This is a genomic window from Methylobacterium oryzisoli, assembly GCF_046557895.1.
Classification (GTDB): Bacteria; Pseudomonadota; Alphaproteobacteria; order Rhizobiales; family Beijerinckiaceae; genus Methylobacterium; species Methylobacterium oryzisoli.
Genome location: NZ_JBKIBX010000011.1, coordinates 65,372 through 79,559 on the forward strand (window position 1 = coordinate 65,372; position 14,188 = coordinate 79,559).

Genomic DNA, 14,188 nt, shown 5'->3' on the forward strand with positions numbered 1-14,188 from the left:
ATCCGGGGGCGCCGGGGCGCGGCGCACGGGGATCCGCGCGACGGGTGAGGGGAGCGTCAGCCCGCCGCGAAGAGTAGGCGCTGCACGAGGCTCGCCCAGCGGTCGCGGTCGGTGCGGATCGTCTCCACGTCCGCGCTCGCGCTCAGTTCGGCGATGCGGGCGCGCAGCGAGGCGGCCTCCTCTCGTTCGGAGCGGAGGACCGCCTTCATGATCTGGTTCTCGGCTTCGAGGCGCTCCAGGAGCTCGTCGGCCGACTCCTCCTCGGGCTCCTCGTCCAAGAGGGCGGAGGGCACAGGCGTGGAGGGGACGGCGCGGAGCACCGGCCGCGTCAGGAGCCGATGCAGCAGCGGGGAGCCGTCGCGCCGCGCATCCTGCGCGTAATCCCTTGCCGCGTCGGCCATCTCCCGCCTCCAACCGATCCCCGGGGCGGCCGATCCGCGACGGCCCCGCCTGCCCCTGAACCGTAGGCCCGCATGGTTAAGGAGCACTTAAATGAACCCTCGACCCGTCGCGGATTGACCCGTCCGCTGCGCGGCCCGAGACTGGACCGGCCGGTTCGACGGCGGCGCAACCCGGGCGGCGGCGTCCGGCTTCGCGAGGATCGGCGGCGAGGATCGGCGGAGAGCCCGATGCTGACAGGCCGGCACGTCCTGATCGTCGAGGATGAGGTTCTGATCGCGTTCGAGCTGAGCGACCTCGTGGCCGATGCGGAGGGCGTGCCGGTCGGTCCCGCGCGCACCAACCGGGAGGCCCTGGCCCTCCTCGACCGCGAGCGGATCGACGTCGCGGTGCTCGATCTCAACCTCGCGGACGGCGAGGCGACCCCCACCGCCGAGCGGCTGATGGGCATCGGCGTGCCGGTGCTGATCTGCACCGGCGGCGTCATGCCCCGCGCCATGCGCAGCCTGTGGCCGCACCTGCCCGTGCACCACAAGCCGGTGCGGGGCGAGGACCTGATCCGCGCCCTGGCGGACCTGTGCGCGGACCGGCCCGCGACTCCGTGACGGTGCGTCAGGCCGCTTCCGGCGCGGCCCCGACGAGCTGGCGGGCCTGGAGCACCGTCATGGGCTCGCCGAAGGCGTAGCCCTGCGCGTAGTCGCAGCCGATCTCGGCCAGGGCCTGCGCGTCGGCCTCGGTCTCGGCCCCCTCGGCCACGATCTCGAGTCCGAGTTCCTGCGCCATCTTGACGATCGAGCGCAGGATGCCGGTGCGCCCGCTCGCCATCTGCCGCACGAAGGACTGGTCGATCTTGATCGTGTCGAAGGGGAAGCGCTGCAGGTAGGCCAGCGCCGAGTAGCCGGTGCCGAAATCGTCCAGCATCAGGCCCGCGCCGAGTTCGGCGATCCGCGCCAGCATCTGGGCGGCGTATTCCGGATTCTCCATCACGAGACTCTCGGCGAGTTCGAGCTTGAGCGAACCCGGCGCGACGCCGGTGCGCGCGAGCACCGTCTTCACGTCGTGCAGGAGGTCGTGGCGCAGGAGCTGGCGCGACGAGACGTTGACGGTGGCGAAGAGCGGCGGCTCCACCACCAGCGCCTGCTGCCACGCGGCGAGTTCGGCCGCCGTGCGCTCCAGGGCGAAGACCCCGAGATCGACCACGAGCCCGGATTCCTCGGCGATCGGCATGAAGGTCTGGGGCGGGATGCGGCCGTGCTTGGGATGGTCCCAGCGCAGCTGCGTCTCGAAGCCGGCGACCAGCCGGTCCTGCAGGCGCACGATCGGCTGGAAGACCACCTTGATCTCGTTGCGCTCCAGCGCCCGGCGCAGGTCGGTCTCCAGCACCGGCCGCTCGCCGCGGTCGGTGCGCATGGTCGGACGGTAGACCTCGATGCGGTCCCCACCCTGGCGCTTGGCCTGGATCATCGCGAGCTCGGCCTTCTTGACCACCTCCTCGCGCTTCTGCGTCGAGCCCGGCTCGTGCAGCACGACGCCGATGGAGGTGGTGAGGAAGATCTCGCGGTCCGCGTAGGTGATCGGGGTGGTGACGGTCCGCCGGATCATGTCCGCGAAGGCGATGATGCGGTCGGGCTCGCGCTCCGAGAGCAGGATCACCGCGAACTCGTCGCCCGCCACCCGCGCCAGCGTGTCCTGCGGGCGCAGGAGCCGGCCGAGGCGGCGCGACAGGGTGAGCAGGATCGAGTCCCCCGCCGAGAGGCCGATGGCGTCGTTGATCTGCTTGAAGCGGTCGATGTCGAGGAGGAAGAGCGTCGGCTTGAGGCGCGGATCCTGCGAGGCGAGGCTGCGGGCCGCCTCGAGCCGGTCGTGCAGCAACTCGCGGTTGGGCAGGCCCGTGAGGTTGTCGTGCACCGCGTCGTGCAGCAGGCGCTCCTCGGCGATCTTCACCTCGGTGACGTCGGCGAGCGTGCCCACGACCCGGATCACCTCCCCGTCGGCGCCGATCACCGGCCGGGCCTTGAGCCGGAACCAGTGATAGGGCCCGGCGGCGGCGCGCAGGCGGAAATCCTGGCAGATGCGCCCGCGGCGCTCCTCGATCACCGTGTCGAGGGAGGCCGAGTAGCGGTCGACGTCGAAGGGATGCAGCAGCGCCAGCCAGTTCGCCACCGGGCCTTCGAGGGCGCCGCGCTTGAGGCCGAGCTGCGCCTCGATCTCCGGGCCGGCGAAGACCCGGTCGCCCGGCACGTCCCAGTCGAACACCACGTCGCCCGCGCCCGTCAGCGCGAGCGCGCGGCGCTCGGTGTCGGAGACCAGGGACGGGCCGATGCCGCTGCCCGCGAAGGCGTGCTGGAGCACCGTGAAGCCGATCAGCATCACGATCAGCACGAGGCCGCCGATCAGCGCCGGCTGCACGAGCTCGCCGCGCAGCTGGCCCGTGATGGCGAAGCCCGCGGCCACCACCCAGGCGGTGAGGAGAAGCCAGGTCGGGATCAGCAGGATCGCCCGGTCGTAGCCGTTATGGGCCGCGAGGTAGACCACCAGGAGGAGGCCCACACCGGCGACGGTCGCCACCGAGATGCGCGCCACGCCCGCCGCCACCGGCGGATCGACCACCGCCACCGCGACGAGGCCGCCGAGCAGGAGCAGCCAGAGCAGCGCCACGTGGCTGTAGCGCACGTGCCAGCGGGCGAGGTTGAGATAGGCGAACAGGAAGACCACGAGGGTCGCGCCGAGCACCGCCTCGGCGGAGGCGCGGTAGATCCGCTCGGCCGCCTCCGTCACTGGAAAAACCCGCTGGAAGAAACCGAAATCAATGCCCGTATAGGCCAGCACCGACCACGCCAGCGCCGCCGCGGCCGGGAAGATGATCGCGCCCTTCACCACGAACACGATGGTGAGGAAGAGCGCGAGCAGGCCCGCGATGCCGATGATGATGCCCTTGTACAGGGTGAGCCCGGTGATCTTCTTGCGGTAGGCGTCCGGCTCCCAGAGGTAGAGCTGGGGCACGTGGGGCGTGCGCAGCTCCGCCACGAAGGTCACGGTGGAGCCGGGGTCGAGCGTGACGGTGAACTGGTCGGCCTCGGGGTTCTCGTCGCGCTCGGGCCGGTTGCCCTGGCTCGCCGTGATGGCGGCGATGCGCGAGCCGCCGAGGTCGGGCCAGACCACGCCGGAGCCGACCAACCGGAAATGCGGCGCGATCAGCAACCGGTCGATCTGCTCGTCGGTGTCGTTGGTGAGCGCGAAAACGATCCAGTCCGGCCGCGCCCCGGCCTCGCGCGCCTTCACGGCGATGCGGCGCACGATGCCGTCCTTGCCCGGCGCGGTGGAGATCTGGATCAGGTCGCCGTCCGAGCGGTTGCGCTCGATGGCGGGCGTGAGATCGATGGCCTGGGTGTCGAGCCCGACCCGCACGGCCTCCAGGGCACGCGCCGGCGCGGGCAGCCACACGGCCACGAGCGCGAGCAGGAGGACGAGGGCGATGGGGACGTGGCGCAACGCGGAACGATCTTCCGGGACGGGATGACGACAGGTCATGGAACAGAGCGGACCGTAGTGACGCCCAAGCTCGGGAGCAAGGCGCGGAGACCCGATCTCCCCCACCGCCTGCCCGGCTCCGCCAGCCCGGTGAGCTTCGATGGTCCCGCTTTGCGGCCAAATCAAGTTGGGGCGCGGCCGGCCCCGCAGCCGCAGGTGCCTGGGACGACCGCGAAATTTCGGCCCACGCCAGGCCGGCGCGGCGGCGCTCAGGCGGACCTGAGCGCGCTCCCGACCGCATCCAGGCTCTGCAGGCGGCGGATCGGGCCGATCGCCGCGAGCGTCGGCGGGCCGCCCATCAGGACGCGGCCGGCCTCCCGCACCTCCTCGGTCGTCACGGCATCGACCTTGGCGATGATCTCATCGGCCGGGATCACCCGGCCCCAGGCCAGGAGTTGGCGGGCGATGCGCTCGATGCGCCCGCCGGGGGTCTCGAGCGCCGAGAGCAGCGAGACCTTGAGCTGCGCCTTGGCGCGGGCGAGTTCGCCCGCGTCGAGCGTGCGGGCGGCATCGGCGAGGCAGCCCACCGTCACGTCGACGAGGGCCGGCAGGTCGGGCCCGGCCGTGCCGGCACCGATGCCGAACAGGCCGCAATCCGAGAACGGCCAGTGGAAGGCGTGGATCTCGTAGGCGAGGCCGCGGGTCTCGCGTACCTCGTGCCAGAGGCGCGAGGTCAGCCCGCCGCCCAGCACCTGGGCGAAGAGATGCAGCGCGTAGTAGCCGTCGTCCCGGAACGAGAGGCCGGGCAGGCCGAGCACGAGGTTGGCCTGTTCGAGCTTGCGCGCCATCCGGCGCTCGCCGCCACGGTAGCGGCCGAGCACCGCGTCCGGCGGGGTGCGGGCCGGCAGGCCGCCGAAATGGCGCTCGGCGGCCGCCACGATCGCCTCGTGCTCCACCGCGCCGGCGGCGGCCAGCACCATGCGGTCCGGCGTGTACTCGCGCGCGAGGTAGGATTCGATGGCGGCGCGGTCGAAGCTCTGGATCGTCTCGGGCCGGCCGAGGATCGGGCGGCCGATCGGCTGGTCGGGGAAGGCCGCCTCCGTGAAGGCATCGTAGACCACGTCGTCCGGGGTGTCCTCGACGGCGGCGTATTCCTGCAGGATCACGCCCTTCTCGCGGGCCAGTTCTCCCGCCTCGAACACCGAGTTCGTCAGGATGTCGCCGATCACGTCGAGGGCGACCGCGATGTCCTCGCCAAGCACCCGGGCGGTGTAGCTCGTCTGCTCGGCGCTGGTGGCGGCGTTGATGTCGCCGCCCACGTTCTCGATGTCCTCCGCGATGGCCCGAGCGCTGCGCCGGCCCGTGCCCTTGAAGGCCATGTGCTCGATGAGGTGGCTCAGGCCGTGCTCGTGCGCCTGCTCGTGGCGCGAGCCCGCCCCGACCCAGACGCCGAGCGTCGCGGTCGCCACGCCGGGCATCGGCTCGGTGGCGACGGTGAGGCCGTTCGGCAGGTGCGTGAGGCGCAGCGACGGCGAGGCCCCGAAGGTCGCGAAATGCTCGTTCACGCCGCCGCTCCCAGGATGCGGGCGCGCTCGCGGATGAAGCGCTCCACCGCCGCCTCCTCGTTGGGCAGCACCGTGAAGCGCTCACGGCGCTCCATCAGCTCGGCCAGATGCGGCGGCAGCCGCGGGCGCAGGCCCGTCGCCGCCTCGACCGCGTCCGGAAACTTCGCCGCGTGCGCGGTGGCGAGCGCCACGACGGGGGTGGCCGGGTCGGCCGCCAGCAGGCGCCGGGCCGCCCGCACGCCGATGGCGCTGTGGGGATCGAGCACCTGCCCGGTGCGGGCATGGGTGTCGCGGATCTCGGCCGCGACCGCGGGCTCAGGCACGGCCTCGGCGTCGAACTCCGCCCGCACCCGCGCCAGCACCGCGGGGGGCAGCGTGAAGGCGCCCGACTGCTTCAGGCCGGCCATCAGCCGGGTCAACTCCTCGGGCTCGCGGTCGAGGGCCTCGAACAGCAGGCGCTCGAAGTTCGAGGAGACCTGGATGTCCATCGAGGGCGAGGTGGTGGGCTGGACGCCGCGGACCTCGTAGGTGCCCGTCGCGAGGGTGCGCGCCAGGATGTCGTTGGCGTTGGTGGCGACCATCAGCCGTCCGACCGGCAGCCCCATCCGCTTGGCGACGTAGCCCGCCAGGATGTCGCCGAAATTGCCGGTGGGGACCGAGAAGGACACCGGGCGGTGGGGCGAGCCCAGCGCCACCGCGCTGGTGAAGTAGTAGACGGCCTGCGCGGCCACCCGCGCCCAGTTGATCGAGTTGACGCCCGACAGCCGCACCTCCTCGGCGAAGCGCGCGTGCTGGAACAGCGCCTTCACGATGGCCTGGCAATCGTCGAAGGTGCCCTCGACCGCGAGCGCGTGGACGTTGGGCGAGTCCACACTCGTCATCTGGCGCCGCTGCACCTCCGAGACCCGGCCGTGCGGGAAGAGGATGAAGACGTCGACCTGATCGAGGCCGCGAAACGCCTCGACGGCGGCGCTTCCCGTGTCGCCCGAGGTCGCGCCCACGATGGTGGCCCGCGTCCCCCGCGCCTTCAGCACATGGTCCATCAGCCGACCGAGGAGCTGCATCGCCACGTCCTTGAAGGCGAGCGTCGGGCCGTGGTGGAGTTCGAGCAGGAAGAGGTTGTCGTCGAGCTGCACCAGCGGGCAGACCGCCGGGTGCCGGAAGACCGCGTAGGCCGCCTCAATCATCCGGTCGAGATCGCCCTGAGGGATCTCGCCGTCGACGAGCGGCGACAGCACCGTCTTGGCGGCCTCCGCGTAGGGCCGGCCGGCGAGGCCCGCGATGATGGCGGGCGAGAGGGCGGGCCAGCGCTCGGGCAGGTAGAGGCCGCCGTCGCGGGCGAGCCCGGCCAGCAGCGCATCGGTGAAGCTGAGCGGCGCGGCGGCGCCGCGGGTCGAGACATGAAGCACGGGAAGCGTCCTGAAGCTGCGGACGCCCTACACGAATTGCGCCGCCGCGTCAGCCGGGCGGCCGCGGCAGGCCGTCACCCCGGGCTTCGTTGCCGGGGGCACGCGTTCGGAACGAGGCAGCGGCTTGCGCCTGCCGATGACCTCTCACGCCGATGAGGGAGCGCGGGGAACCCTTCTCCCGTGCGGGAGAAGGGCAGGGATGAGGGTCCCGGGAGAGAGCCGCAGCAGAACTCAGAGTGTGGTGAGGGGAGCGGGACGGGTCAGGTTCGGCAACCAGCGTCGGTGCTGGTAGCGGCAGCGTCGCGTCCGCCTCCTGCACCCTCCCGGAACCCTCACCCCTGCCCCTCTCCCGCACGGGAGAGGGGATCCCGCACCACATATGAGATCGGCCGTGAGCACCGGTCGTGCCCTCAAGGTCCGGCCTGCGGACGCAGCCGCGTCCAGGCGAAGGCCCCGAAGACGCCCACGAGGCAGAGCGCGATGCCGTACCACGTGAAGGCGTATTGCAGGTGGTTGTTCGGCAGGTCGACCCGCAGCTGCCCCCCGCGCGGCCAGCCGCCGGGATTGGGCGTCGCGTCGGCCTCGATCAGGTAGGGGGTGACCTCGGCGAGGGCGAGCGCCTGGGCGATGCCCGGGATGTCCCGGTTGTACCACTCGCCCTTCTCAGGGTTCGGCGCAGGCACGAACAGGCCGCGCGGCTCGCTGGCGCGCAGCATGCCCGTCACCGTCACAGGGCCGGTCACTTGGCCGGCCGCCCGGGCGGCGGGATCCCGCAGCTCGGTGGGCACGAAGCCGCGGTTGACCAGGATGGTCGGCCCGTCGTCGCGCGCGAGCGGGGTGATCACGTAGTAGCCCTGCAGCGCGCGGCCGGGCACCTCGCCGGGGGCGAGCCCGTGCACCAGGGTCTCGCGCTCGTGCTGGAACCGGCCGGTCGCCCGCACGTGCTTGAACTCGTCGCTCGCCGGGTTCCAGGCCCCGGGCGCAGGGGGAGCGAGGGGAGGCTCGATGCGCGAGCGCTCGACGATCTGGCGGATCACCCCTTCCTTCCAGGCCTTGCGCTGCAATTGCCACGTGCCGAGGCCGAGCAGGATCGCGAGGCACACCAGCGTGGCGAGGCCCGCGCCCACGAGCGAGCGCCAGCCCACCGGCCGGACCGCCGCCTCCATCAGCGGAAGCGCCCCTGCTCGGCGCGGTTGGCGAATTGCAGCGCTGCCATCAGCCCCTTCAGGGGCCGCACCAGGATCAGGCTGAGGACGATCGACAGGGGCACCCACAGGGCCGCGTGCAGCCACATCGGCGGCTCGTAGGCGAACTCGACCCACATCGCCAGCGCCACCACCACGAGACCGACGAACGACATCACGAAAAAGGCCGGGCCGTCCGCCGAATCGATGAACTTGAAGTCGAGGCCGCAGACCTCGCAGGTCGGGCGGAAGGCGAGGAAGCCCTTGAACAGGTGGCCCTCGCCGCAGCGGGGGCAGCGTCCGCGCAGGCCGGCGAGGGCCGGTGACGGGGTCGAGCGGGTGGATTCCACCGAAAGCCTCCTCGCGCGGAACGGGGGCGGGCCGCGCGGCCCGTGGGCCGGATATGGGGTCGCGGCCGGCCCGCACCACGAAAAAGGGCGGCTCGCGCCGCCCTTGATCGATCGTTCGGGGAGGTCCGCGTCAGTGCGCCGCTTGGCCGACGCCCGAGCCCCAGATGTAGACGGCCGCGAACAGGAACAGCCAGACCACGTCGACGAAGTGCCAGTACCAGGCCGCGAACTCGAAGCCGAGGTGCTGCCGGGGCGTGAACTGGCCGAGATAGGCCCGGTACAGGCAGACCGCCAGGAAGATGGTGCCGATGAGCACGTGGGCGCCGTGGAACCCGGTCGACATGAAGAAGGTCGCCGAGTAGATGCTGCCCGAGAAGCCGAAATGGGCGTGGCTGTACTCGTAGGCCTGGACGATGCTGAACAGCGCGCCGAGGGCGATGGTGAGCCAGAGGCCGTACTTGAGGCCCTTGCGGTCGTTGTTGAGCAGCGCGTGGTGCGCCCAGGTCACGGTGGTGCCGGAGGTCAGCAGGATCAGCGTGTTGAGAAGCGGCAGGTGCCAGGGATCGAAGGCCTCGACGCCCTTGGGCGGCCACATCCCGCCGGTGAACTCGACGCGCGAGGCCTGGATCGGGTCGGCGGTGTAGAGGGCGGCCTCGAAATAGGCCCAGAACCACGCGACGAAGAACATCACCTCGGAGGCGATGAACATCATCATGCCGTAGCGGTGGTGGATCTGCACCACCCGGGTGTGGTCGCCGCTGTTGGCCTCGTGGATGACGTCCCGCCACCACGACAGCATGGTGTAGAGCACGCCGATCACGCCGGCGAAGAACAGGTACGGGCCGATCGCGAGACCCGCCAGCGTCAGGCTCTTCATCCAGAAGACGGCGCCGGTCGTCAACACGAAGCCGCTGAGGGCGCCGATCAGCGGCCAGGGGCTCGGATTGACGAGGTGGTAATCGTGGTGCTTCGGGTGCGCCTCGGCCATCGTGTCGGGTCTCCTGCCTCTCGTCTCCGCCCCCGGCGCGCCCGGCGCTGGTCCTCGTGGCGATGTGTCGGTCCGGACCCCGGCTCCCGAGCGAGGCCCCGGGGTCCCTTTAGTGTGCGAAGCCCGGATCTGTCACCGGGTCCATTGGTCAATTCGGCTGTCTCGCCCCCGCGCCGGTTGTCGCAAGCGCGGCCGTGGGCTGGCCGTTGCGCGACGCGAAGTAGGTGTAGGACAGCGTGATCTCCGCGTAGTCGCGGGTGTTGGCGTCGGTCCGCGCCGCCGGGTCGACGTAGAACACCACCGGGAAGTCCATCGTCTCGCCCGGCTGCAGGGTCTGCTCGTTGAAGCAGAAGCACTGGATCTTGACGAAGTAGCCGCCCAGCAGGCCGGGCTGGACGTTGAAGGTGGCGGTGCCGGTGGTGGGCTGGCTCGCCGTGTTGGTGACCCGGAAGAAGACCGTCTGGGTCTCGCCGAGCTTCGCCTCGACCCGCGGCGCCTCGGCGCCGAAGCGCCAGGGCAGGCCCGGCGCGACGTTGGTGTCGAAATGCACCGTCATGGTGCCCTCGCCCCGGGCGGCGGAGGGGCCGCGCCCGACGATCGGCGTGCCGTCGTAGCCGGTGACCTTGCAGAAGAGGTCGTAGAGCGGGACGAACGCGAAGGCGAGCGCGGTCATGCCGGCCACGAGGCCCAGGCAGGCGATCAGCGTCAGGCGCACGCCGCGGGTCTGGGCCGGTGTCGGTCGGCGGTCGGTCATGCGGGGCACCTCGCCGTCAGAGCGGCCGGTTGAGGACCTGCGGCCCGAGCTTGGCGATGGTCAGCGCGTAGAAGATCGCGACCAGCGCGGCGAGCACGAGGGCGATGGCGACGGAGCGCTTGCGCCGCCGCCGCACCTCATCGGGCGTGAGGGGGTGGGGATCCATCATCATGCGAACAGCGGCAGGGGCCGGAACAGGCCCAGGCCCTGCTCGGCGAGCAGCGCCGAGAAGAGCAGGAACAGGTAGAGGATCGAGAAGGCGAACAGGCTCATGGCGGTGCGGTTCGCGCTCTCGCCCTCGCGGACGCGCTGCACCTGTAGGCTCAGCGCCAGCATGCCGAGGCCGCCCAGCAGCGCCACGACGGCGTAGATCAGGCCGCCGAAGCCGAGGAAGACGGGGCTGAGGCCGAGGGGCGCGAGCAGGGCCGAGTAGGCGACGATCTGGCGGCGGGTCGAATCGGGGCCGGCCACGTTAGGCATCATCGGGATGCCGGCGCGCGCGTACTCGCCCGACTTCACCAGGGCCAGCGCCCAGAAATGCGGCGGGGTCCAGATGAAGATGATGAGGAACAGGACGAGGCCCTCGACCCCGACGCCGCCCGTCACCACCGCCTGTCCGATCATCGGGGGCAGGGCGCCGGCGGCGCCGCCGATGACGATGTTCTGCGCGGTCGCCCGCTTCAGCCACATCGAGTAGATCACCGCGTAGAACACGATGGTGAAGGCCAGCAGCCCCGCCGCGAGCCAGTTCGCGGCGAGCCCCAGCACCAGCACCGAGCCCACCGAGAGCACGAGCCCGAAGGCCAGCGCCTCGCCGGGCTGGATGCGGCCGGCGGGAATCGGGCGGGTGCGGGTGCGGGTCATCACCGCGTCGACGTCGGCGTCCCACCACATGTTGAGGCAGCCCGAGGCCCCGGCGCCCACCGCGATCATCAGGAGCGAGATCGCGCCGATCACCGGGTTCACCGAGGCGTGCGACACCGTCATGCCAACGAGCGCGGTGAAGATGACGAGCGCCATCACCCGCGGCTTCAGCAGCGCGAAGAAATCCGCGACGTCGCCGTTCGCGGCGGGCGCGAGGCCCTGGGCGGGGGAAAGGCTGTTCGACAGGCTCGTCATGGCCACCGGTTCGGGCTCGGGTGGTGCGAAGGTCGCATGAGGCGAATTCATGGACCGCTCCTCGCCGGAGTCCCGGTCGTCCGGAACTCGGGGGAAGAGCGAGGGCCGCCTCGGCGGCGGCCCTGCTCGGGTGTCGGCTAGTGGGCGTGCGACGGCTCGTCGACGATCACCGGCAGGGTCTCGTACTGGTGGAAGGGCGGGGGAGAGGAGAGGGTCCATTCCAGGGTGGTGGCACCCTCGCCCCACGGGTTGTCCGCCGCGCGCTCCTTGGAGCGGAAGGCCATGACCACGCCGATTACGAACACCACCATGCCCAGCGCGAAGATGTGCCCGCCCATGGTGGCCACGTAGTGCCAGCCCGCGAAGGCCTCCGGGTAGTCGGCGTAGCGGCGCGGCATGCCGGCGAGCCCGAGGAAGTGCATCGGGAAGAACAGCACGTTGGCACCGATGAAGGCGAGCCAGAAGTGCAGCTTGCCGGCCCATTCGGGGATGATCCGGCCCGACATCTTCGGGAACCAGTAGTAGATGCCCGCGAAGATGATGAACACGGCGCCGAGCGACAGCACGTAGTGGAAGTGCGCCACCACGTAGTACGTGTCGTGCAGGTAGCGGTCGACGGCCGCGTTGGCCAGGATCACGCCGGTGACGCCGCCCACCGTGAACAGGAAGACGAAGCCGACGGCCCAGTGCATGGCGGCGGTGAAGCGGATCGAGCCGCCCCACATCGTGGCGATCCACGAGAAGATCTTCACGCCCGTGGGTACCGCGATGACCATGGTGGCGAAGACGAAGTAGGACTGCGTCTGCAGCGTCAGGCCCACCGTGTACATGTGGTGCGCCCAGACCACGAAGCCGACGACGCCGATCGCCACCATCGCGTAGGCCATCGCGAGATAGCCGAAGACGGGCTTGCGCGAGAAGGTGGCGATGATGTGCGAGACGATGCCGAAGGCCGGCAGGATCATGATGTAGACTTCGGGGTGGCCGAAGAACCAGAACAGGTGCTGGTACAGGATCGGGTCGCCGCCGCCGCTCGGGCTGAAGAAGGTGGTGCCGAAGTTGCGGTCGGTGAGCAGCATGGTGATCGCGCCGGCGAGGACCGGCAGCGACAGCAGCAGCAGGAAGGCGGTGACCAGCATCGACCACGCGAACAGCGGCATCTTGTGCAGGGTCATGCCCGGCGCGCGCATGTTCAGGATCGTGGTGATGAAGTTGATGGCGCCCAGGATCGAGCCCGCGCCCGCGAGGTGCAGCGAGAAGATCGCGAAGTCCACCGCGGCGCCCGGATGGCCGTCGGTCGAGAGCGGCGGATAGACGGTCCAGCCCGTGCCCGCCCCGACCGCACCCGGCGCGCCCTCGACGAAGAGCGAGCAGACGAGGCTCATGAAGCCCGCGACGGTCAGCCAGAACGAGATGTTGTTCATGCGCGGGAACGCCATGTCGGGCGCCCCGATCATCAGCGGCACGAACCAGTTGCCGAAGCCGCCGATCAGCGCCGGCATCACCATGAAGAACACCATGATGAGGCCGTGGCCGGTCACGAAGACGTTGTAGGTCTGCGGGTTGGAGAAGTACTGCAGCCCGGGCTGCTCCATCTCCATCCGGATGCCGAAGGACAGGAAGGCGCCCACGATGCCCGCCGAGAAGGCGAACAGCAGGTAGAGCGTGCCGATGTCCTTGTGGTTCGTGGAATTGAACCAGCGCTGAAAGAACGGTGGGGTGTGCTCGTGGGCGTCAGCGTGCCCGGCTGATGCGGCAACTGCCATGATTCAGAGCCTCTCGCAGAATTCTCTCGTCGTCCTCGGGATCGCCGTCAGCGCGCGTCCGCGAACTTGCCGGCGCCCTCGACGCGGGCGAACTTGGTCTTGGCCTCGGCGGTCCAGGCCTGGAACGCCGCGTCGCTCACCACCTTGACGGTGATGGGCATGTAGGCGTGGCGCTGGCCGCACAGCTCCGAGCACTGGCCGTGATAGGTGCCCTCGCGGTCGGCCTTGAACCAGAACTGGTTCAGGCGGCCCGGAATCGCGTCGATCTTGAAGCCGAAGGACGGCAGCGCCCAGGAATGCAGCACGTCCGCGGCGGTGACCTGGACCTTCACGATCTTGTTCACCGGCACGACCATCTCGTTGTCGGTGGCGAGCAGCTTCGGCTGGCCCGATTTTTCCTGGTCCTCGCCCTCCAGCAGGTTGGCGTCGAACTTGAAGCCGCCGACCTCTTGCGGGTACTCGTAGGACCAGTACCAGGCGTGGCCGATCACCTTGACCATAAGGTCGGCCTTCGGGTCGGAGAGCTGCGTGCGCAGCACCCGGAAGGACGGGATCGCGATCGCCACCAGGATCAGCACCGGGACGATCGTCCAGGCCACCTCCAGCATCGTGTTGTGCGTCGTGCGCGACGGGGTCGGCTGCGACCGCTCGTTGAAGCGGAAGATGACGATCAGCAGCAGCACCAGCACCAGCAGCACGATGGCCGCCATGATGACGTTGAGCAGGTGATGGAAGTTGTAGATCTCCGTCGCCACCTCGGTGACGGGGGTCTGCAGGTCCATCTGCCACGGCACGGGTTTCCCAGCCTCGGCCGCGAGCGCGGCGCCTCCGGTCAGGAGAGTCGCTGCGACCGCGGCGCCCCTCACGAACGATCGGCCGAACCGCCGATCCTGCGCCCACGCCATCCCCATATCGCCCTCGATGCTCCCGTTGATGCAGCCGAATCGAGCCGCCCGTCCCGCGAGGCGGGAGCGGGGCAGCCGCGACGGGCCGGTCGCCCTCCCGCCGACCTCTCGGTGGGCGTCTCACACCACAATGCCGTGACGAGTGCAACGGCACTGGCGTCGCATCCGCAGCCGCGGAACGCCCGTGTGGCCCGGACCTTCGTACGATCACGGGTCGGAACGGCCCAGCGCGGCGGATTCTCGGAGGTGCTGCGCGGCCCGGCGGCGCGTTTCAGCTG

Annotated in this window: 13 protein-coding genes; 1 reads left to right on the top strand and 12 read right to left on the bottom strand. The window is 70.5% G+C overall.

Features of this window, described 5'->3' with window-relative positions; all coding sequences use genetic code 11:
• Positions 1-56: 56 nt before the first annotated feature.
• On the bottom strand, positions 57-401 hold the full coding sequence (locus ACKUB9_RS13000; RefSeq protein ID WP_407522558.1) for a hypothetical protein: 345 nt from the start codon (positions 399-401) through the stop codon (positions 57-59).
• Between the two features lie 228 nt (positions 402-629).
• Between ACKUB9_RS13000 and ACKUB9_RS13005 the strand changes: the two genes are divergently transcribed.
• Positions 630-1,004, top strand: coding sequence for a response regulator (locus ACKUB9_RS13005; protein WP_407522560.1), 375 nt, complete (start codon positions 630-632; stop codon positions 1,002-1,004).
• A gap of 7 nt (positions 1,005-1,011) precedes the next feature.
• On the opposite strand, the gene ACKUB9_RS13010 is transcribed toward ACKUB9_RS13005, so the two are convergent.
• From ACKUB9_RS13010 to coxB, 11 genes are all read right to left on the bottom strand, one after another.
• A complete protein-coding gene (locus ACKUB9_RS13010; RefSeq protein ID WP_407522562.1) occupies positions 1,012-3,891 on the bottom strand; it encodes an EAL domain-containing protein in 2,880 nt (959 codons plus the stop codon).
• A 248-nt stretch (positions 3,892-4,139) separates the two neighbouring features.
• A complete protein-coding gene (locus tag ACKUB9_RS13015) occupies positions 4,140-5,435 on the bottom strand; it encodes a M16 family metallopeptidase (protein ID WP_407522564.1) in 1,296 nt (431 codons plus the stop codon).
• The gene (thrC, locus tag ACKUB9_RS13020; RefSeq protein WP_407522566.1) at positions 5,432-6,844 is read right to left on the bottom strand and encodes a threonine synthase; all 1,413 of its coding nucleotides are present in this window, start codon (positions 6,842-6,844) and stop codon (positions 5,432-5,434) included. Before thrC ends, ACKUB9_RS13015 begins: the two co-directional genes overlap by 4 nt.
• Positions 6,845-7,254: 410 nt before the next feature.
• The gene (locus tag ACKUB9_RS13025; protein WP_407522568.1) at positions 7,255-8,010 is read right to left on the bottom strand and encodes an SURF1 family protein; all 756 of its coding nucleotides are present in this window, start codon (positions 8,008-8,010) and stop codon (positions 7,255-7,257) included.
• Positions 8,010-8,378, bottom strand: a complete 369-nt coding sequence (locus ACKUB9_RS13030) for a DUF983 domain-containing protein (protein WP_407522570.1) — start codon at positions 8,376-8,378, stop codon at positions 8,010-8,012. Before ACKUB9_RS13030 ends, ACKUB9_RS13025 begins: the two co-directional genes overlap by 1 nt.
• 130 nt (positions 8,379-8,508) lie before the next feature.
• A complete protein-coding gene (locus tag ACKUB9_RS13035; RefSeq protein ID WP_407522572.1) occupies positions 8,509-9,366 on the bottom strand; it encodes a cytochrome c oxidase subunit 3 in 858 nt (285 codons plus the stop codon).
• 148 nt (positions 9,367-9,514) lie between these two features.
• Positions 9,515-10,120: a cytochrome c oxidase assembly protein gene (locus ACKUB9_RS13040; RefSeq protein WP_407522574.1), complete on the bottom strand. Its 606-nt coding sequence runs from the start codon at positions 10,118-10,120 to the stop codon at positions 9,515-9,517.
• A 16-nt stretch (positions 10,121-10,136) separates the two neighbouring features.
• Positions 10,137-10,289 carry a cytochrome c oxidase system small membrane protein gene (locus ACKUB9_RS13045; RefSeq protein WP_490390950.1) on the bottom strand — a complete coding sequence of 51 codons (153 nt, stop codon included), beginning with the start codon at positions 10,287-10,289 and terminating at the stop codon, positions 10,137-10,139.
• Entirely contained in the window at positions 10,289-11,239 is a 951-nt protein-coding gene (locus tag ACKUB9_RS13050) for a heme o synthase (protein WP_407522755.1), read from the bottom strand. The genes ACKUB9_RS13045 and ACKUB9_RS13050 overlap by 1 nt, the downstream gene beginning before the upstream one ends.
• A 137-nt stretch (positions 11,240-11,376) precedes the next feature.
• The gene (gene ctaD / locus ACKUB9_RS13055) at positions 11,377-13,005 is read right to left on the bottom strand and encodes a cytochrome c oxidase subunit I (RefSeq protein ID WP_407522576.1); all 1,629 of its coding nucleotides are present in this window, start codon (positions 13,003-13,005) and stop codon (positions 11,377-11,379) included.
• A 47-nt stretch (positions 13,006-13,052) separates the two neighbouring features.
• On the bottom strand, positions 13,053-13,916 hold the full coding sequence (gene coxB / locus ACKUB9_RS13060) for a cytochrome c oxidase subunit II (protein ID WP_407522578.1): 864 nt from the start codon (positions 13,914-13,916) through the stop codon (positions 13,053-13,055).
• Positions 13,917-14,188 lie beyond the last annotated feature (272 nt).